This window comes from Variovorax sp. J31P179 (assembly GCF_030316985.1).
GTDB classification, from domain to species: domain Bacteria; phylum Pseudomonadota; class Gammaproteobacteria; order Burkholderiales; family Burkholderiaceae_C; genus Variovorax; species Variovorax ginsengisoli_B.
In genome coordinates this window covers 52,258-71,734 of the sequence record NZ_JASZYL010000019.1, presented here as the reverse complement: position 1 = coordinate 71,734, position 19,477 = coordinate 52,258, and the positions used below count along the sequence as shown (strand labels likewise).

Annotated in this window: 17 protein-coding genes; 8 read left to right on the top strand and 9 right to left on the bottom strand. The window is 63.1% G+C overall.

What is annotated here, in order from left to right:
- Nucleotides 1–74: 74 nt before the first annotated feature.
- The 4 genes from QTI17_RS31475 (at nucleotide 75) to QTI17_RS31460 (ending at nucleotide 2,883) form a co-directional block, all read left to right on the top strand.
- On the top strand, nucleotides 75–566 hold the full coding sequence (locus QTI17_RS31475; RefSeq protein ID WP_286537809.1) for a helix-turn-helix domain-containing protein: 492 nt from the start codon (nucleotides 75–77) through the stop codon (nucleotides 564–566).
- 127 nt (nucleotides 567–693) lie between these two features.
- On the top strand, nucleotides 694–933 hold the full coding sequence (locus QTI17_RS31470) for a hypothetical protein (protein ID WP_286537807.1): 240 nt from the start codon (nucleotides 694–696) through the stop codon (nucleotides 931–933).
- Entirely contained in the window at nucleotides 930–1,217 is a 288-nt protein-coding gene (locus QTI17_RS31465) for a nucleotidyl transferase AbiEii/AbiGii toxin family protein (RefSeq protein ID WP_286537806.1), read from the top strand. The genes QTI17_RS31470 and QTI17_RS31465 overlap by 4 nt, the downstream gene beginning before the upstream one ends.
- Nucleotides 1,218–2,415: 1,198 nt before the next feature.
- A complete protein-coding gene (locus QTI17_RS31460) occupies nucleotides 2,416–2,883 on the top strand; it encodes a ferritin-like domain-containing protein (protein ID WP_286537805.1) in 468 nt (155 codons plus the stop codon).
- Nucleotides 2,884–3,330: 447 nt separating this feature from the next.
- On the opposite strand, the gene QTI17_RS31455 is transcribed toward QTI17_RS31460, so the two are convergent.
- Nucleotides 3,331–3,525, bottom strand: a complete 195-nt coding sequence (locus QTI17_RS31455) for a hypothetical protein (protein WP_286537804.1) — start codon at nucleotides 3,523–3,525, stop codon at nucleotides 3,331–3,333.
- 1,318 nt (nucleotides 3,526–4,843) lie between these two features.
- Between QTI17_RS31455 and QTI17_RS31450 the strand changes: the two genes are divergently transcribed.
- The 3 genes from QTI17_RS31450 (at nucleotide 4,844) to QTI17_RS31440 (ending at nucleotide 6,833) form a co-directional block, all read left to right on the top strand.
- A complete protein-coding gene (locus tag QTI17_RS31450) occupies nucleotides 4,844–4,984 on the top strand; it encodes a hypothetical protein (RefSeq protein WP_286537803.1) in 141 nt (46 codons plus the stop codon).
- Entirely contained in the window at nucleotides 4,975–5,280 is a 306-nt protein-coding gene (locus tag QTI17_RS31445; RefSeq protein ID WP_286537801.1) for a catalase family protein, read from the top strand. Before QTI17_RS31450 ends, QTI17_RS31445 begins: the two co-directional genes overlap by 10 nt.
- A 104-nt stretch (nucleotides 5,281–5,384) precedes the next feature.
- Entirely contained in the window at nucleotides 5,385–6,833 is a 1,449-nt protein-coding gene (locus QTI17_RS31440; protein ID WP_286537800.1) for a sensor histidine kinase, read from the top strand.
- Between the two features lie 9 nt (nucleotides 6,834–6,842).
- Here QTI17_RS31440 and QTI17_RS31435 read toward each other — a convergent pair whose 3' ends face one another.
- The 5 genes from QTI17_RS31435 to QTI17_RS31415 all read right to left on the bottom strand — a co-directional run bounded on the left by QTI17_RS31435 (nucleotide 6,843) and on the right by QTI17_RS31415 (nucleotide 12,802).
- On the bottom strand, nucleotides 6,843–7,289 hold the full coding sequence (locus tag QTI17_RS31435) for a hypothetical protein (RefSeq protein WP_286537799.1): 447 nt from the start codon (nucleotides 7,287–7,289) through the stop codon (nucleotides 6,843–6,845).
- A 318-nt stretch (nucleotides 7,290–7,607) separates the two neighbouring features.
- Nucleotides 7,608–10,535 (bottom strand): Tn3 family transposase, encoded by a 2,928-nt coding sequence (locus QTI17_RS31430; RefSeq protein WP_286537798.1) that lies wholly within the window; start codon nucleotides 10,533–10,535, stop codon nucleotides 7,608–7,610.
- Between the two features lie 138 nt (nucleotides 10,536–10,673).
- Nucleotides 10,674–10,940 carry a hypothetical protein gene (locus QTI17_RS31425; RefSeq protein ID WP_286537796.1) on the bottom strand — a complete coding sequence of 89 codons (267 nt, stop codon included), beginning with the start codon at nucleotides 10,938–10,940 and terminating at the stop codon, nucleotides 10,674–10,676.
- Complete coding sequence (locus QTI17_RS31420) at nucleotides 10,937–12,106, bottom strand: SbcC/MukB-like Walker B domain-containing protein (protein WP_286537795.1); 1,170 nt, start codon at nucleotides 12,104–12,106, stop codon at nucleotides 10,937–10,939. The genes QTI17_RS31425 and QTI17_RS31420 overlap by 4 nt, the downstream gene beginning before the upstream one ends.
- 225 nt (nucleotides 12,107–12,331) lie before the next feature.
- Entirely contained in the window at nucleotides 12,332–12,802 is a 471-nt protein-coding gene (locus tag QTI17_RS31415; protein ID WP_286537794.1) for a hypothetical protein, read from the bottom strand.
- A gap of 450 nt (nucleotides 12,803–13,252) precedes the next feature.
- Here QTI17_RS31415 and QTI17_RS31410 point away from each other — a divergent pair, with 450 nt between their 5' ends.
- Nucleotides 13,253–13,927, top strand: coding sequence for a LuxR C-terminal-related transcriptional regulator (locus tag QTI17_RS31410; protein WP_286537793.1), 675 nt, complete (start codon nucleotides 13,253–13,255; stop codon nucleotides 13,925–13,927).
- A gap of 3 nt (nucleotides 13,928–13,930) precedes the next feature.
- Here QTI17_RS31410 and QTI17_RS31405 read toward each other — a convergent pair whose 3' ends face one another.
- The 3 genes from QTI17_RS31405 to QTI17_RS31395 are packed head-to-tail and all read right to left on the bottom strand — an operon-like array spanning nucleotide 13,931 to nucleotide 19,470.
- The gene (locus QTI17_RS31405) at nucleotides 13,931–17,191 is read right to left on the bottom strand and encodes an eCIS core domain-containing protein (protein WP_286537792.1); all 3,261 of its coding nucleotides are present in this window, start codon (nucleotides 17,189–17,191) and stop codon (nucleotides 13,931–13,933) included.
- Nucleotides 17,192–17,196: 5 nt separating this feature from the next.
- Nucleotides 17,197–18,033, bottom strand: coding sequence for a hypothetical protein (locus tag QTI17_RS31400; RefSeq protein ID WP_286537790.1), 837 nt, complete (start codon nucleotides 18,031–18,033; stop codon nucleotides 17,197–17,199).
- 12 nt (nucleotides 18,034–18,045) lie between these two features.
- Nucleotides 18,046–19,470: a hypothetical protein gene (locus QTI17_RS31395; protein ID WP_286537789.1), complete on the bottom strand. Its 1,425-nt coding sequence runs from the start codon at nucleotides 19,468–19,470 to the stop codon at nucleotides 18,046–18,048.
- Between the last annotated feature and the right edge of the window lie 7 nt (nucleotides 19,471–19,477).

Genomic DNA, 19,477 nt, shown 5'->3' with positions numbered 1-19,477 from the left:
GCAGCCTCCTTGCGGGGAGGGCGAGGCAGGCGTAATATGTCCAATATTTTGGACAATCTTCGATCCTGTCTGTCATGAACCTTGTCGACATCGGCCATGCAGTGCGAGCGCGGCGCGCTGAGTTGGGCTTGTCCCAAGCGCAACTGGCGCATCTGACCGGCCTGTCTCGTCAAACCTTGGTTGGCCTGGAAAACGGCGCGCTCAGCGACCTGGGCGTCAACCGCGTGGGGCAGGTGATGGCGGTGTTGGGTCTGGACAGTCCAACACCGGATACGCAGGCGCGGCGCAAGAAGCGCGGCCTGTGGATGGCGGCCAAGACGGCCAGCGTCAGCTATGCCCGCGAACTGGCCCCCGAGGCGCTCGAGCAGGCCCTGGCGAGCGGTGACGTGCCACCCTCCTTTGCCCCGCACTTGACCCATTTGCTCGATGAAGCGCCCGTGCCCATCGTCGTGATGGCGGTGGAAGAGGCGGCCTCACGCGCACATCTGCCTCCTCGACAGGTCTGGCGAAACGTGGCAAAACTCGCCGAATCCTTGTCCGTGCACCGGCGGGCGCTGTGGGCATGAAATCCGGGTCGTTGCCCGGCGGTCCCTGGGAAAACTGTTCCCGCTCGCGCTGGCGCTGATCGACGAGATCAGCCGGTACGGCGGCATCGCGGATCCGTTTTGGACCTTCGGCGGTGGGACTGTGCTGATGTTCCGTCACCGCCATCGGTTGAGTAAGGACATCGACATCTTTGTGCCTGATCCGCAGTACCTCGGCTTTGTCACGCCTCGGTTGAGCGACACGGCGGCAGACCTTACTCAGGACTACACGGAGCAGCCCGGCGCCTTCGTCAAGCTGCAGTTCGAGGAGGGGGAGGTCGACTTCGTGGCCGCTCCCAACTTGCTGGCCGATGCTTGGGAGACTGGGACATCGGCGGCCGCTCCGTGAGAGTGGAGACGGCCGCTGAGATCATTGCCAAGAAGATGTACCACCGTGGCGATCGTGTCACGGCGCGCGATCTGTTCGACTTTGCGCTCGTGATCGAGCGGGAGCCCGTGCCACTTCTGGCTGCGACACCGTTCCTGCTGCGCCATCGGGCTGCGTTCCTGGCCCAGATTCGGGAGCCGCATGCCGGCTTGCGCGCCGCGTTCAATGCCATCGCTACGCTGGACTACACGCCGGGATTCGACCATTGCACGGCTACGGTCGGAGAGTTTCTAGACAGTCTGTAGTGGTCAACGCCTCATTCCATGCCGCCGCGCTGATGCCGAAGGCCCGCACAAAATGCACGCAGGCGTTGCGCAGGAGTCGGTTTTGGTTCGCTCGTCTGCCATGCAACCCACAGGCCTTTGGAGCGATGGGGCGCGTGCCAGGCCCACGAAGCTCCTGCCAACTTTACTGTCATGCCCGCTCCAGACACCGTCTCCGCTTCGCTGAACCCGCAAGCCCCGCGTTCGATGCATGACGCGACCCGAGACGATCGCGGCTCATCGGATGAGCATCCCGAACCGGCCAACCGCTTCGGTGCGGCGGCAAGCATCGTCGACAGCCTCGACCTTCGACCACTGCACATGCGTACGCGTCGACCCTGGTGGAGGCTCTGGTAGTCGCGACTGCCGTCGCTGCCGGCCTCTAGCGGTAGTTCGAGCGCTCACAACCGGCAGCACGGCTGCGTCGCCGCCGAAAGTCTCGGCAGCGCTGAGACTGATGCCTGCAATTCAACCCGTCAGGCTTGGCGCCATGCTCCCTTTCGCCAATCGTGGAGCAACAGTCCCGCCCTGACCGTCTGGGAGGTTTAGCTTCAGTTCAGGAGCGCCCTCCATCATGAGTTCTCCGCCAACCACTTTTGGTCTTGCCAGCTTCGGTGGGCTTTTTCTTGGCCGCGCAGGCTCCCGGGAGGGCCACCATCAGCGACATCTTGAACGAGCACGACTCGGAGTTTGAGTACAGAGGATCGGTGGTGCGCGTCAAGACTGAGAGCCCGGGCGAAGCGTTCTCCGGGCACGCAGATCTTCATTGGAAGGGCCAGCAGAAGTGCCGAGTGGCGCTGTCTCCACGTCGCGCCTCGACCCCGTTAGCGCGCGACTCGCGATGTGCACGAAAGCTCGAGACTTCATCGACAACTGGAATGTGGTCAATGGATCGGGGTACTCGCATTTTTCGACAGATTGACACGGTCATGGTTGTCGCCGATCGCGCCCGCTTGCTTTTGGAACCCGGAGAAGCGCGCGCCGAAGGGGGTGGGAGAGCATCCAGAAGTTGGGGGTGTGCGGTCCAGCAAAGTTCCGGCCAGGGTCGGCTGCCTGATTGGTCAGAGGGAGCTGTGCTTGTTTTGATGGCCTGGTTGTATGACAACCAAAAATGCGGCCTCACGGGAGCACGGGAGCGAGGCGCATAATTTCCTATCCTCAACCCTCCGCGGGCACTGACATGGAAAAGCTCGATCAAGCAAAGGTCGTCTCCGTGCTCAACCGGCTGCTCGAAGCCGAGCTGGCAGGCGTGGTGCGCTACACCCACTACTCCTTCCTGGTGTTCGGATTCGGCCGGATTCCCATCGTCTCGTGGCTGCGCGAACAGGCCAACGAATCGCTGCTGCATGCGCAGCAGGTTGGCGAATGGATCACCACGCTCGGCGAGTACCCTTCGCTCGCTATCGGGTCGCTGCTCGATTCGCACCAGCACGACATCGCCGCCATGCTGCGCGAATCGCTCGACAACGAGGCGCGTGCGCTGGCCCTGTATCGCGAACTTCTGTCGCTGGTGGAAGACCGCTCCGTGGCACTGGAGGAGTTCGCGCGCCAGATGATCCACGCCGAGGAGTTGCACGCCGCGGACGTCGACAAGATGCTGCGCAAGCCTGGCGATGTCGCGGCGTTCTCGGCGAAGCCGGTGCCGTGAGCCTTCGACCGCCCACGGTCGGCGGTGTGAATCGCGCCGCGCCTATTGGGTCACGGCGTCAGCCGGCGGCGCGGAGCCAGCCGGAGGAACGATGACCACGCGGCTGTCCGGCGAGGTGTGAGGGTGCTGGAGTCGGTGCCTTCCCTCGACGCGCCGCTGGGTGAGATCACGGAGGACCTGTTATCTGTCTGGGGGTCTGCCGAGTACCCCCCGCGCGCTCGCACGCATTGCGTGGCGGGGTTGGCAGCGAACCATCATTGCAGCGCGCGATGAGGTCGTTGTAACGCTGCAGGTCCGTTTGCGCACCCGCGAGCGTCACGCATGCGATCAGCATCGTTGCTGCAGCCGCACGAAATGGAATCCGGACTGGGGTAACTGCCGCGACGTGCGTTCTTGCAAGTACTCCTCAGACATCAGCGGTCATTGTTGGGAACTGCCTGGCGAGAGTCAACTGTTGTCCGTCCGCACACCATTGGCTGCCTCGAACAGGTGCGCCGAGCCCGGCTTCTGCCGCAGCATGCGGTACCCGTCGAACTTCATCTCCAGCATCCAGTCGTCGCCGGTGCTGGGCGGCCCGTCGACCAGCGTTGCAAGCTCGGGCGCGATCTTGGCGGGGAGGGCGCTCTTCTTGGGGCCGGTCAAGCTGCAGGTGGACTCGCTAGGCAAGATCGCTTTGTTGGAACTTGCTCATTTCGCGAGCATGACAGGCGGCGGCCGCTTTGTCGTAGGCCACCACCGATAACGGCCGCGAACCCGCGCCTGCAGATGCAGCCGAGACTCGACTGCCGGGCATGACCGCGAAAGAGCGCACCGGGTGGACGCGATGGGCCGCCGGCATCAAGGGCCCCCTCTCAATGAGTGGGTTGCCGCAGCGTCCTCTACCAGCGCCAGCGGACCATCAACGTGCAGGCTACGCCTTGCCTGTTGTCGGTGTGCAACCGGCGGCAATCGACACCTGTTCGGGCCTGGGCTTTCTCGCGTTCAGGCCCGGTTCACGCCACATGCTCAACATCCGATTCATGCTTCCTCTTGAGGACAGTGAGGGTCCTCAGTGGCCGTATTTTTTTGGAGTCGCGCAGGGCTCTCGCTGACGCGCAAAATTTCAACTGGGAGAGGCCAAAAGCCCGAAAACTGCCATGAACGGAAGCTAGTGTGAGCAGGCGCTTAGCCACGTGCGCAGCCACCCGCACTCGAGTTCGGCGAAGGCACTGGCGATCATTTTCCTCAGCGCGCACTACAGCGCTGCCGTTTCTACTCAATGAGTGCATCGCTGCCATCGACCCGATATTTCCGGGGTTCTCGATGGATCTTGTTAGGGAGGTTGCGGGGAAGGGTCAAGAGCAAAACCTCCGTGAGATCGCAGAAGAGATGCGCCGTGCTTTCCCCTCAATATGGTCCTCCGGCGTGGCGTTGAAGGCTCTGGGAGTGCAGAGCGGAGCGCTCTCCTGGTCAGTCGCCTGGGCGATCGGGGTCCACCTCGGCTCGCAAAACTCTAGGCAATTGGCGCATTGAAGGTCACCGCTGGACGTGGAAGTCAGCGATGCCGGCCAGGCCCTTTCCGCCACTCGCTCCCGACTCGATTGGAATCCAGGCAGATCGCAGATCCGACACACCTCAGGCCCGGGTCCTCGCGCTGGCGTGCTCGCGATCTGGGTCTACTGCGGCCCAGCGGCGCCTTGCGCAGCGAAGAAATCTTCGCGAGCACGTGTTAGGCATCCGAGGCGACTCGCGCCATTTATCTTTCTTCACCAGACACAGGTCACGATCTTGGAACTGTCATCGTGAAACAGATCCGCTGAGGCGTAGGCTGGCCGGTCAGGTCTCCACCGTGGGACTGCGCAGTTCGTCTTGCAATGAAGAGCCCCAAGCCCTGGTGCGATCGATCTGACCTTCGCCGTTCCTAAGTCCTCCGACCAAGGTCCCTCAGCGCTACGGCGACTCCATCGCCAAGCTGTCACTGGTGCCCGTCTCGCCCTCGCTGACCTTGCTGAAGGAAAAGGCGCTGCCCGAAGAACTCGCCGATGACCCGGACGGCCTGCACCGATCGTCGAACGACTTCTTCGGGGTCGAACGCTGGCGAGTGAGCTGCGGGTGCAGTTGAACACCGACCTGGAGAAGATGCCGATCGAGGACGCGTCGGTCGAATGGCCAGAGGACCTGAGTCCGTATGTCGTCGTCGCGCGCGTGCGCATCGGCAGCCAGACAGGTTGGAGCGAGGAGCGCTCGCAGGTTGTCGATGATGGCCTGTCGTTCGATCCCTGGCATGGCCTCGAGGCGCATCGACCGTTGGGTGGCGTGATCCGTGCACGCAAGGCAGTACCCCGCCTCGCGTTCCGGAGCGCCGCCAACGGCTGCCCCATCCACGAGCCGGTCAGCGCTCGACAGGTGATCGAGTAGCCTGGGCCCGGCGAGCGACTCGCGGGCCGAGTGGGACCGAACACCAGAACCCTCCAGAAACGAACCGTAACGTTCTTTTCCGGCTGGCTCTAAACTGTGCCACGATGCCACGACAGTCCGAAGTCTCTCCGACCCGACCGCCGATCGCCGTGGCCTGCTTCCCATCGCTTGCCTCCGGTCCGCTCGTCGCGGCGGACCCCCCGCTCGATGAGCGCGAAGAGTTCATCCGCCGCAGCCTGATCAACCGGTACATGCGCGAGTCGATCGGCCAAGTCCTGCTCGGCCTCCTTCTGTGCGTCGTCATGGCCTCCCTGTGCGTGCGAGTGATCCCGCTGCAGCAGGTCATGCCGTGGATCACGGTCGTGGCTGCGTGCTACATCCTGCGCCATCTGGCCGAGACCAACTTCGTGCGCCATCTCCAGGATGCCTCGACCGAGGTCCAGCTGGGTTTCGTGCGCGACATCCGGCCGGTCTACCTGGTGCTGGCCATCGGCCTGGGCAGCTCGGTCCTGCTCTTCTTCGATCGCCTCGGCGACATCGGGGAGTTCGCCTGCTGGTCGATCCTGGCGGGGATGATGTACGTGCCGACGCCCCGGCTGGCGCTGCTTCCGGCGTTGGGTCGCGTGTACACCACGGCGTTCTTCGCGTCGGCGCTGGTCTGCATGCTGCTGGTCGCCGCACAGGACCCGTCCCCCTCGTCGCACACGGCCGTCTGGTTCCTCCCGCTGGCGATTCTTCAATGGGCGCTCACCCGCCGGATGACCCGCGAGATCCACCGAACCCAGCGCGAGCACTATGGACTCGTCTTCGACCTGGCCGCCCAGAAGCGAGAAGCGGTCGAAGCCGTCCAGACGAAGAACCGGTTTCTCGCCGCCGCCACGCACGACATCCGCCAGCCTGCCGTGGCGCTGGCGATCTACGCAGAGCACCTCGAGGCCTACCCGGACATGCACCTCGAGCTCGCGCCCAAGATCCATCGCGCAAGCCAGGCCGTCAACGGCCTGTTCGACTCGTTGTTCGACCTGTCCAAGTTCGACGCCGGGGAGGTGCATCTGGCGATCGGGCCGACGCGCATCGCCGACGTCATCGCCGCCCTGGTGTCCACCGCCGATCCGCTGGCCAGGGAGAAGGGCATCGAATTGCGCGTGCGCGTCGTCGACGCGATGCTGCAGACCGATGCCGCGCGCCTGCAACGCATGATCGGCAATGTGCTCGCCAACGCCATCAAGTACAGCCACCCCGGGACCAAGATCCTTCTGTCTGCGCGGATGCGTGCGGGTCGGGTGCGCGTGGAGGTGTGGGACCAGGGCATCGGGATCCCGGCCGATCAGATCCAGCAGGTCTTTTCGGAGTTCTACCGGGTCGACGCCGCCACCAAGCTGGCGCCTGACGGCATGGGCATCGGCCTGTCGCTGGTCACGCGCCTGGCGGCCGCGCTCAACACCCGGCTGACGATCGCGTCCGTCGAGGGGCGCGGCACCCGCGTGAGCATGGAGATTCGCGACGTCGACCCCGACCCGGCGAAATGCAGGATCGCGTTCGACTGTGGTTGAAGACTGCGCTCATGGCGGCAGCCAATCGATCGTGCTGCAGATCCGCATGCGCTCGAACGTGGCACCGGTGCGCGAGCACTCTGACCGGCAGCTGCGTCGCTTCTCGCTGCCAGCGCGTTCTCCGTCTCCCGCACACTTCAGCCTGCATGCCTCGGCGTCGGCATGCCAGGTCATGAAATCGTCGTTGGCACGTCGCCTGGCGATCGCCAGGCGCGTCGCATCCAGGGTGGGCAGCCGGGTCGGATGAAGTCCCCCAGGCGCTCCAGGTCGCTGCGCAGTGCGGCGCTCGCGCTTGCCCGGGCTGCGACTGCTCGTCAAGCGAAGCCTGTTCTGAAGCACGCCTGCGCAGTAGACCGCCGTGAGTTCCAGATCCGACGGTTGCAACGAGACTGCGGCCGCGCCTTGCCCCGCCATGGCGGTGGCCACGCAGATGAGCAGTCGTGGATGGGGTTTCATCGCCCGCAACCTCCCATTCGCCAGCGGCACCGACGATGTCGTGGACGCAGTGGACCGCTCGTCGAATGCAGCGCTCGTCCGACCCGGGGTAATCGTATTTTCTCGACAAACTGACACGGTCTCCCCCAAAAACATCAATCACGACAAGCACTTGCAAAAGTGCCGTTCGGGAGCAGGGCAGTACGTTCAGTCCAAATTGACACGGTCGCCCACCAGCGCCGTGGGAGCGAGACGCTGGGATGCTCGGAGGGAGGTTCCGCTTCGGCCCCAGGCCTGGCATGCGTGAGAACACCCCACTTCGTGGGCTCAGGCGATGGTTCAGAGCGCGGCCTTATCCGCGCGGTGCTCGACCAGCAGATGCCCATATTTCTCGAGGTTGAACCGGTACGTTCCGCGGAAGTTGATGTGTGAAAAGTGAGCGGGTCCGATCCGACGAAGCCAGTCGTCCTCCATCGGCAAGCCAGATTCCCTGAGACGGGCAACAACGCTGTCCATGCGGCTGGTGTTCCAGGCGAGCACGATGTTCGTGAGCAGGGCGTGCGCGCCAGAGATGGCCACCATCTCCTGCCTGCGCCGTCCCCGGTCCTGCGCGATCTGTCCGCCGTGGATTGCACGCTGGAGTTGATGCACCGATTCGCCCCGGCTGAGTAGCGTGAGGATTTCGCGTCGGAAGTCGGTGATCGTCAGGTAGTCGCACAGGAACAGCGTTCGCAGGAGACTTCCCAGGTGATCAGCCGCATGGTGCAATGGATCGCCGATGGCGGCCGATCCCAGCCGATGAATGGCGTGTGCCGCGGACACCTTGCCAGCGCGAATGGATGCCACAAGCCGCACAAGATCATCCCAGCCGCGTTCGATGGCTTTCAGAGACACCCGGCGCACAGAGGCCCTCTCCAGGTTGTCGGGCACCGACCATCCCCTCGGAACAAACAGCCTTCGCTCTCTGAGGTCCTTCAGTCTTGGGCACAGGTCGAACCCCAGGAGCTTTGCGATGGCCAGGGCTACGCTGGTCATGCCATGGGTGTCTACGGCCAACAGGGAGACGCGAATGCGATCCTCGCTGCGATTGTGTTGCTCGACGCCTTCGACGGCGGCCCCCGCCTGTCGTTCGTTCAACACAATTGGCTGATCGTAGAAGAGCCCCCAGCGGTCCCGGACGTGGGTGTACAGCCCGGCGGCGTAGGTCCGGCGCCTCGGATCAACCCTGGCAGTCCATAAGTGCCGGCTCGCATCCATGGCCATCATGTCCGCTGACCCTTTCGTGCCGTCTCCCCACAAGGCGGCGACCGGCAAGGAGTTCTGGTACTCCGAGACCCGTTCGTTGGCCCGCCGCAGGCGGCCACTGAATTCGATGGCCCGCATGGCCGCGGCAATATGCGCTGGATCAAGACCAGGAATCATTGATCCCACCCCGGTGGCGTCGTTGTCGCTCCCATGGGCAAGTAGCGCGCCATAGACTGCCAGCAGTTCATGGCCAGACTCGGGGCGGCGGGCCAGCAGCGCCTCGCTGAAGTGCGTCGCCGCGTCGACCTCCATCAGCACGTCGGGCAACTGCACACGTCCGATGCGCTTGAAGACGGCCTCTCTGGTCTTCCGAGGTTCAATCTCCTCGTCCAACGCATTGATCGGCGGCAAATGCACCAGCCCCTTGGCGTCGATGTTCACCTTCCCGCGCTCGACCGCTTCCGCAAGCGCGTACATGCCGACCGACATCGTGGCCAGGATTGGCCCCAGGAACTCGCTGGCCTGCGGCGGCAGACCAAGGATCTGAAAATGCTGCTCCTTGAACCTCATCCATTCCGCGTCGACGAGGAGCATGGATTGGCTGGAGCGGTGACCGATCGAATGACTTACCCACACGCTGCCGCGCCGCAAGCTCTTGCGCAGGGCCATCATCGTGCTGGCCTCGAACGCACGATAGCGGGACCGAGGATCCAGGTCGGTGACGATCGCGCTCCATGTGAGGCCTACCGGTGGAAGTTTGAAGTCCGGTGGAATCTCCCGGCTGCCGATCTCCTGAAGCTTGATCCACGCCTGCCATTGCTCGTAAGCCAAGTCACCTGGCCTTCCGGCAAAGTCGATGTCTCGAAGTCCTGCCAGGTGCGCATGAACACGGCGGCTGTCCTCCGCAAGAGCTCGACGAACTTGCGAGGCAAACGAGGTGGCGCCCGCGTCGCTGATTTCGTCGAGGAGGGTTCGAGCTTCGAGCACACGATCGCGCCACGACTTCGTCTCGTCGCGAAGCACGGCCCTCGCTCTGACGGCCTGCCGCAGAGTCGCGCCGTTGCTTCGGGCCCGACTCTGGTGGACACGCTCCGCAGCATGGCGAAACAATTCCTGGCTGCGGCGCGATGCCTGCAGCAGCGCGATGTCAGTCAACTCCATGAGCGTCGCGCGCAGGAAGCAGACGACCTCCACAGCCTGGCGTCGCTGTTCGATGCGCGCGGTCATCGATGGGCGGCGCATCACGACGTGAGCCGCATAGGCCTGTTGCTTGCTCAGGGCTATCGAATCCAGCGCCCAGTTATGCACCCACAATGCCTTGAGGGCGCGGATCTTCTCCAGAGTCTCCGCGATCGTGCTCGGCGAGTGACGCTGGGGCGGTGTCTTGAGCCACTCCAGGTGGCTGCCTGATGCTGCGGGGGAGGGTGCATAGGCCCAATCGATGGCCTGGCGCAACGCCGCCTTTCCAATCACCGTCTCGATCGTTGCGGCCATCGCAGCCTCCGTGGCGTCGAACGCCTTGCGGGCCCAGTCGGCAATTCGGCGTGAACCTGGAATGATGATTCGTCTGCCGTACAGCCAGATGCGGGCGGTCCGCACCAGGTCGTCCGGGTGAGCGGCCTCCAGGGCAGCGACCGCGAGAACCTGTTCGAGCTTCTGCCGCTGGACCTCATCCAAGTCGTTCAGCCCAAGATAGGTGCGAGCCCAGGCTTGGTGCTCGTACAGCGTCTGGCGACGTTCGTAGAGTGACCGGAGGCTGGCGATGCTCACGCTGGGCGATCTCAACGCTTCGCACACAGAACGCAGCAGGACCTTTGGTACCGTGGCAAATCGGTCCATCGGACGGCCACTTGCCCGCAGAAAGAGCAATTGGATGGCTGCCGCGACGCGGCGGTCGTCGCGGAAACGCTCGCAGACCGCAGAGATGTCGTTCTTGCTCAGGCTGAAGAACTGCTGGACGTCGACCTCAGACATCCTGGAGGGAAGGGTCTCCGCGCCGATGAAGCGCTGGGCGAACGACACTTCAGGTTCCTCCACAGGGACGGGGCTGCCAATCTACACCTTCGGCGAGCGTCGTGGCTCCGGTTTCCGAACCCACCTCCAAAGCGCGCGGGGCGTCGGCGAGAACTACGACCGTGTCAATTTGTCGAGAAAATACGATTACCCCAAAAGTTGAATCCGCTGAATCTGGCGCCCTTCGCCGGCGCGCGGGTCCCATTCGATGGTGAGCGCACCGCGTTGCTGAGCCAACTGCAAATACACGTGACAGGCATGCCGCCCGGCGTGGCTTCCGAGCGTCAAGTAGGCAGGGAAGGACGCCTGCGTGAAGCGCAGGGTGATCTGGGATGAGACGTCGGGAGTACGTCCCCAGGAGCCTTCCGCGAGGACCAGCAGTCGGTTCAGCGCCGCGCGCGCAACGTCGTTCATGACGTTCCCATCGCACCCTCAGTGGGCCTTCCTCCGAACTCCATCTCGGTCTCCAGCGTGAGCTGTTCGATTTTCTGCGCGAACAGAGCGGGGTTGCGATCAGGCATGTCGCTTTGCATCAGAGCACGCGCCTTGTCCTTGATTCGAATCAGCTCCACGAAGACATCAGGACCGAAGCGCGTCAGATCATGGTAGGAATCCAGCACTGCGGTGAGCTTGCTGGTGTCCGAGTCCGGTCCCGCCATGACCAGCTGAAGGCCCAGGGACTTCAGAAACTCTGCCGTCACGACGGTGTTCTGAGCGTCGATGCCGTAGAACGCCTCATCGAGGATCATCACCCCGGCGCCCCGGTGATGTTCACCCGGCTTGATCCGGTACGCCGTCGCGAGCGCCGCGCCCGCGATCACATAGAACGGCACGCGGTGTTCGCCGTTCGAGGCAACGCCCATGCGCTTGCTCAACAGGTCAACCACCTTGCCGTCCACGCGGATCTCGAGATCGAACTGGTAGAAAAGCCGATAGTCTTCCAGCGGATTGTTGCCCTTGTCCGTGCCCAGCTCTGCCGACTCGATCAACTGGACCAGCTTGCTCTGCACGTCGCCGTCCGAGAACAGAGGGGAGCTCTCGCCATCACCAGGCTGGTGCATGACGAGGTTGTATAGCGAGCGGTGCTGCTCATCCGTGCGAGCAGAGAAGTGATGCCTCTCGCCGTTGGTGAACGGTGGACAGCGGTCCAGGATGGCGTTGAGATCGCGGATCTCGCGCTCCACGCGACGCAGCGCCTCGCGCAGGCTGTATTTCACATCCGACTCAAATGCACGTTCCGCCGCCTCGCGGGCCGCCTTCGCCTGGACGTCATATTGTTCCAACGTGGAATGGCGTAGCAGGTGAATGTGCCCCTTGACCCACGCGGAGGCCTTGCGCCAATCGCTGCGTTCCTCTACGAGCGCGATGGAGTGCCGGTTGATGAACTCGGTGAACTCCGAGGCGATTTCTCCGACCTGCTTTTCGATGCTCACGCCAGTCTTGGTGGCATGCGCCTGCAGCCCCGCAACGGCCTCTGGGATCCTGACAGTGCCACCTTGGTACGCCAACGCCAGATGGGTGGTTGCCAGCTCGGGATCAAAGTCCGGATCGGCCCTTGTTTCGGCGGCTTGAGATTGCACCTGTTCGAGCTTGGATGTAGATTGGGGCTGCAGCTGCTTGGAGGAATCCAGGAGCGTGTCAAGGTTTCTTCATGCATCTCATGCCTCCACAAAAAAAGCAGCGGCCTTCCGCCAAAGACGTCCATCCTCGAACCGAACGCCGATTCCAGCGAGGCTAACCGGAGCACATCGGTTCGCCTCAGGCGTCGATCATGAGCCACAGTTCCGACAGGAACTTAGAGGTCTTTAGCCTCGCTTTTCTGAGATTTCCCGCCAATAGTCGTGGTCGTGATAGTCGAGGTCGTCGACGAGACACTGCAGTTCGGAAACTGCCTTGTAGAAATCGGCAGCCAAGACCTCCCGTTGGCTAGGAAGCAAGTCTGGTGCCTCGTCTAGCAGACGGCGGAGCCGAGTTGGAAATTCTCCGAGCTTCCACCGCCCAAGGTCGCCGATGGCTCTGGAGGCGTACGTTTGGATCCTGTTCGCCTTATCCGTGAGATCGGAGGATTCCGTTCCCTGCGCACTGGCTGCCTTTTGCTCAAGTTGCCCTTTTTGGACGTAGAGATAGGCTTGCAGTTCCTTGTTCTGAACCGCGACCAGGTCGATGGCGGCGAAGCGAGCCCAGTTCTCGAGTGCTGAGCGAATCGTATCCGGGTTGCTTTTCAGTTGAACTAGGATTCTTTGAACGTCGCGTGCGGCGGTGTACGCATCTTCCATCCGTGCAGCCCCACAAAGCGCCCCGCTGCGCTCACGACACGAAGCAGGTTGGTTCCGGCGTACTCGGCGAGGTCGCGGAGTTGGTCAACCGCGACTTCAGCTCTGTCCAGCGATTCCTTGCCAGAACATGCTGGCGAATGGTTTCCTTATGCAATCCGTAACGGCCGTTTTCCGCCGCGACTACCCTGGCGCTGGCGCAAACCCAGGACAGTCCCAAGCCTCGGCCTCGCGTCCGCAATGTACGCTGGAACTCGATGGGCGTGGGCTTACGGCGGATCCGCTCACGGCGTAGCACCCCAGGATCCAAATGCTCTCCCATCCCGGCCGCGGACTTCGCAAAAGCGGCACCAAATGGGTGTCTGCTATCGCCATCCCCAACACTGGGGTGGCTTTTCCGAGCTGAAGGGAGTAACTTGCGCGGCTGGGATCTGCGGAGAAGGATGGTCGTGCATGAAGTTCTTGCTGGTAACGCCTGTGCGCTTGCTGGGGGACGGACTGTCCGCCTGCGTTCGAGGTCGGACCAACCTGGAACTGATTGCTGTAGTGCGTGACCTCGCAGCCTTGCGGGAGGCACTTCTCGCGGGCGTCCCGGACCTGGTTCTCATCGACGCGACGCAAGGGGTCGACGCCCTCGATGTCCGCGAGATCGCGATGCAATGGCCGGACGTGCCGTTGGTTGCGCTCGGCCTGCTCGAGCAGCGCCAGCAGGTGATCCGTTGCGGACGCGCCGGGTTCGTGGGCTACGTATCGCGCGATGCCGGCGCAGACGCGTTGTGCGGCGCCCTCGAAGATGTCGTCGCAGGGCGACTTACTTGTTCTGCGGAAATCTCGGGTGGCCTGCTGCGCGCATTGTTCCAGGCGAGGCGCGACGCCGTGCCCGACGCTCAGGATGCGCTGACGCGTCGCGAAGGTGAAGTGCTGGCGCTCATCGGCCGAGGCATGTCCAACAAGGAAATCGCGCGTGAACTTGTGCTTAGCGTGGCGACCGTGAAACATCACGTTCATCATGTGCTCGACAAGCTGAAATTTCAGCGCCGCGCGCAGGCCATGCGCCACGTGCGCGACGCGCCGTGGCTGGGGGGCCAGTCACACAATGCGCCGGAGCCGGTGAGATTCTCGGACTGATCGTCAGTTTGCCAGCTCGTCGAGGTTTTGAGCAGCGACTTGGGCTTCACCGTTGGCGATTCGACTGGCAATTTCCTTTCGCAGTTCTTCCTTTTGAGCGTCTGTGCCCGCGAGCGCTTTCAAGTCCGGGAATTGTTTGGGATCGCTGGCTACACTGCGCATGGCCGCTACGTCGGCCCTCAACTCGGTCTTGAGCAGACTGACCACAGCCTTGCGTTGAGTGGGTTTCGCATCGCTGCTCTTGACCTCTTTCGCTGCTGCCGCGAGGAAGTCGTTTTTGGTTTTCGTGCCTTTACCTGCGTAGGTTCGCCCCGCCATGTGACGGGACTTGTGGAGATTGATGGAGTAGCCCCTCTGCGCGCGTCCGGCGGCACGTTCCAGCATCTTGCCATTGGGCTCGACGCTGTCGAACTTCGCGGCTGCTTCCAGGATCGCTGCCTGCGGCTGATGGTCGGCGGTGAAATCGTCGCCCGGCGGTTTCGGCGTCGAGCCGTAGGTGCCCGCCAGCCCTTCGAGCAAATACTTCTCCTTCAGTTTGCCGAAGTCGCGGTCGTCCCCAATCAGCAGGCGCAAGGCATCCGAAACCGCCACGTTTCGTTCCAATAGGTTTTGGTACCGCCCCGAGAGCTGTTCTTCTGTCTTGCCCGCCGCGGTTTGAGTTGCGATGTCGTCGATGATCCCTTGCGCAGCGTCCATTGCGGCTTTGCAGTTCTCGATCTTCTTGGAGTTGTTCTTTTCGAACTCGGGGCCCTTCAGCTTCACGTACTCGTTCAGGAAGTCGCGAGCGGGTTGCGGTGCACTCTCGATGGTCAGGCGAGGTTTCCCGCCCTTGTCGGTCACAGTAATGGAGTGCGACTTGCCCTTGTCATCGGTGAACCCAGCCTTTGCCTTGGCCCAGCCCAAAAGAGCCTTGGCACCCTTCTTGATGCCACCCAGCAACTTTTTGCCCGCATTCACGATCCAGTTGATCAGGAAATCCAGCGCCTTGTCGATCGGTGCTCGGATCTTCTTGATGATCTCCATCACCTTGTCGGCGATCTTGCCGAGCCCGAGGAAACCGGCGAGGAAGCTGATGGCGAGCGTGAGCAGTCCGGCCAGCACGCTTTCCACCTTCTTCGCCGCACCGTCGATCTTGCCGGCCACGATGTCCATCATCGAGTCGAGGAAGGCCTTGGCGACCTGGATGATCTTCGAGAGCTTGTCGATGAAGACCATGATGGTGTCGTAGATGCTGATGATGGCTTGGATGAACGCGCCGCCCGGAATCAGGAGGCTGATCACTTTCAGGACTGCCTTCTTGACGATGGTTTCGACCACGAAGTTCGTGATGGCGCCGATGACCATATCCTTCAGATTGGCGAGTTGCTCCTTGATCTTGTCCCAGGCAGCCGCCGGACCCTCGGTGACCAGCGCCATCACGATGTCGAAGCCGCCTTCGAGCACCTTGACCGCAGTCTCTCCAATGGCCTTGACCAGTTTCACGCGGATACTCGCCCAGGTGAGTCCGAGCACCGACAGCGCAAACTTCAGGATTTCCTTGATGTCGAGTTTCTGCGGGATGTACACACCGGGCAGCGAACCGGTGAGCCACTCGATGAGCGCCTTCTTGAGGTGCGTGCCGATGTTGTCCGCGAATTTCTCGAAGCCGAGCTTTCCCGCCCTGACGAGATTGCCGACGAAGGCGATCGGATTCTTGAGAATCTGCTTGAACGATTCGCCGACTTTCTGTAGGTAGGGAACCGCCGCCGGCGCGAGCACTTCGAAGATAATCTCGAGCAGCTTCCATGCGGCCTTGCCGGCCCAGCCTAGGAACTCGAGCACGAAGCTGCCAAAGACAATCGCGATCTTCGCGAATGCGCGCGGCACGAGGATCATGTCGATAACCTGCAGCGCCTTGAAGGCAGCGACGAAGGTACCCGGAATGGCGCGCACAAAGCCCATCAACTCGTTCATCGCGCCCTGGAACCAGGCCCAGCAACGCGGGATGGCATTGGCCTTCTTGATGTTCTCCCAGATCTCCTCTTCGCCGATCAGTTTCATGAAACCGCCGATCAGCGTCTCCGCATTGCGGGGCACCGCCTCGCCAGTCACGGGGTCTTCGCCCAATACTGCCTTCAGCAGGTCGTATCCCTTGGTGCCCTCCGCAAGCGCGGCCAGCGGCAGCAGGATCGCTTCGCGAATGAACTGGACGATCTCGGTGGCTAGGTCGGCGACGAAGGTCTTGATGCGTTCGATGGGCTCCGTGAAGATGCGCCTGGCGCTTTCCCACAGATCGCCCCAGCCCGGCACCCAAAGAATGTCGGTTGCGGAGATACCGTCGATGAACTTGCTGATCGCGCTCTTGAACGCGCCGCCCACCATGTTGAGCGTACGCAGCTTCTGATCCACCCAGCCGCCGATCTTCTCGAAGATGCCGTGGCTCTCGAGGGCATCGCCGATCATCTTGCCGCCGGGGATGAACTCGATGACCGCGCGTAGCACATTGCCGGCGCTGCGATCGGCGGCTGCCAGATTGATCGGGTTCATGCCGAGCACGATGCAGAACATGCGGAAGCCCGGGATGTTGTTGGCCTTGTCGGCGAACCAGTCGAGGATGCCGCCGGCGCGATGCCGGGTCGCCGCGGGGCGCTCGCGCACAGCGGGTGTTGCCGGCGTCGCGGACTTCGGTGCCTGAGAGACCGCCCCTTGCTGGATGGTGTGCGTGAGCTCGTGCGCGATGAGTTCCTTGCCGGCCGGAGTGTCCGGCTGGAACCTGCCCTTGCCGAAGTGGATGTCGCGGCCCGTCGTGAAGGCCGCAGCGTCCAGCTTCCTCGCCTGGGTCGCGGCGGCTTCGCCGGTGTGCACGCGTACGCCCCCGAAATCGGCGCCGAAGCGCGGTTCCATAAACTTGCGCACGGGCGCAGGTAGGTTGCCGCCACCTCCGCCGCCCGGTGCCACAGCTTGGGCCGGCTTGGGATTCAGCGCGGGCGAGTTGGCCGCCGAGGCGCGGTGAATGGTCGTCGTGGAGCGCGCACTCACCGGCGCGGTGGACACGGGCGTGCCCATTCGCATCACGGCGCGAGCGGTGCTGTGGGCTTCGACTTCGGCGCGGTCGTTGGGCGATGAGACGTTGGCGAAGCGCTGGATGAACGCGCCCGCTGAGAGAGAAAGGCTCGGCGCATGCTTGATGGGGGACGCGGCAGGTCGCGGCGCACGCGTCGGCGAGGGCGCGGGTCTTTTGTCGGCGAGCGCCGGCGCGAGTTGGGGTGCGCGTGCGAACGCCACGGTGATCAGGCTCCCTGTCTCACCTCACGCAACAGCGGATCGCTCATCAGCACCGGTCGCACGAAACGCCGCACGCTGTGGTCGACCTTCCAGATATTGCCATCGGTGCTTGCCTTCGCCAACACGATCCACTCGCATTCGCAGCAATCGCAGGGGCATTCACCCAGATAGTGCTTGTCATAGCACGCGCCTGTTGCTGTGCGCTGGTTGCACAAGCACGGCGTGTTCGGAAGCGGCCATGTCTCCTTGGTTGGCTCGGTCGATGTGGGGGGTGTGGCGGGTGCAGCGGTCGCCTTGGCGCCGGATTTCTTGGTAATCGGCGTCGACTCGCCCGTCGCGGCAGGAGGGGTGAGCGCGGCGCAACCGCAGGAGCAGGGGGGGCGATTCGAAAAAACACACAGCTCATACTGGTCGCGTTCTCGCGTGCAGACCGACGGCGGGTCGTCCTCGTCGGGCGTACACACCGCGGTGCGCGGTGCGCAGCATTTCTCTTTCTGCTTCAATGCGATCCACAGCTCGTTCCCGACCGCGACCTTGCACACGTCGATCTCGATGGTCACGGACTTGGGCAACTCGACCGGGTCGCCCAGGCAGTCGAGCGCGAGTCCCTTGTCCACGTCGATCTTGAGCTTGCCGCATTCGAGCTTCGGCGGCTTCACTTCGAGGCCGCACAACACCCCGCAGCCGAACAGCGTGCGAAACATCATCCGGCTCAGCGCCCGCGTGTACGTCACGCCGGCGGTGAGGTCGTCGTCCTGCAAAAGAAGGCCTTCGGTGAAATGCGGGCGAATCAGGCTCGAAAGGCCGCGCTGGCAATCGCCGAGTTTGAGTGTGTCGTTCATGATGGCCTGCCTCTAGATGATGTTGGAGTTCTCGGAGTCCGTGACCTCTTTCCTGGCGATCAGGAACGTCGAGAAGAAGGTGTCGCCGGGCGTTCCGTTGCCGGTGGGCGCGCTCTGCAGGCCGCGGGCATTCGCGTCGACCATCTGGCCGTTGCAGTCGAGCAGGTAGTCACCGCGTACCGTGATCTCGAAGCGCGTGATGCCGGAGCTGAACACCGAGTTTCTGTCGAAGGCGCCTTTCGCCCAACTCGCATCGACCACGATGCGCGCCTTCGTCGAATAGCCCGTGGATCCGGCCTTGTCTGTCTCCACGTCCACGATAGGCACGCGCAGCGTGCGGCCCCAACCGTCCTCGTCGTCACGCGCGATCAGGGTCATGGTGAAGCAGTCGGGCTTGATGGTCGCGACATCCACCGGGCGCGAGAACTCGACCCGGAAGTCGGTCATGCCTCCGTCACCGAACTTGGTCGTGAACTCATCCAGACCGACGATTCCGTTCTTGTTGCGATGCCAGTCGGACCAACTGATCGAAGAGATGTGCGTGAGATCGCATCCGCGGATCAGGTCGAACAGCAGATCATTGCGTTTCACCAGTCTGCGGGGTCCGCACACGTCGGTGATGTCGCTGAAGGTCCAGTCCGCGCATTGGTCGCGGCCGAGTTTCAGACAGGCGAGTGGCACGCCATGTCGAAGGTCGACCCGCAAGCCCTTCGAGATCGTGGTCAGCGAGCAGCACTCTGGCGTGGGGTCGAGCTGGAGCAGGTGCTCGCACAGGCAACGGCAGCCGCCGCGCTCCGTCGGCTTGTGCTCGCCTTCCGGGCAGCACGGGCCGCGGCTGCAATCACACTTGAGTTCGCAGCGCTGTTGGCGACAGCATTCCGCGCAGTCGACAGGCGTGAGCGAATAGCGGATCGTCTCGCAGACCTGGTCCCACTCCTGGCCCTCGCATTGGCAGGGATCGCGCACCGCCACCGGCGCGATCAAGCGCTCGGCGTAGTGGGCGTGCAGAAGAAAGTGCTGCTCGCCGGGTTGAGATGGCCACGGAAAGTTGGGGTCGCGCTTGCCGCTGTGTTGTTTGGGTGGCTCCAGGTAGTGGCCCTTGGCATCGAACGCTAGGCAATCGGCGACTTCCAGCGGCAGCTTGCCGACCTGCAGCAACTCGCGGCCGCAGGGGTCGAGCGCGAATCCTTCATCGGCGACCAGGCGCTTGCCGCCGTCGCCGCTGCATCGGTCGTCGTCGAGCAGGTCGAGCTTGAATCCGTACACCACCCCCCAGCCATGCATGGCGCGGTTGAGCAGCCTGCGCCGCTGTTGCTGGAAGTCCTGTTCGACCGTCCAGGTGTCGGGCGTGGTCCGCTTGTTCGGATAGAAGCGGTTGCGCCGGCCCGAGTCGCAAGTCTGATCGCAGCAGCCATCGTCGGTTTTGTCAGTGCTCATCTCTCAC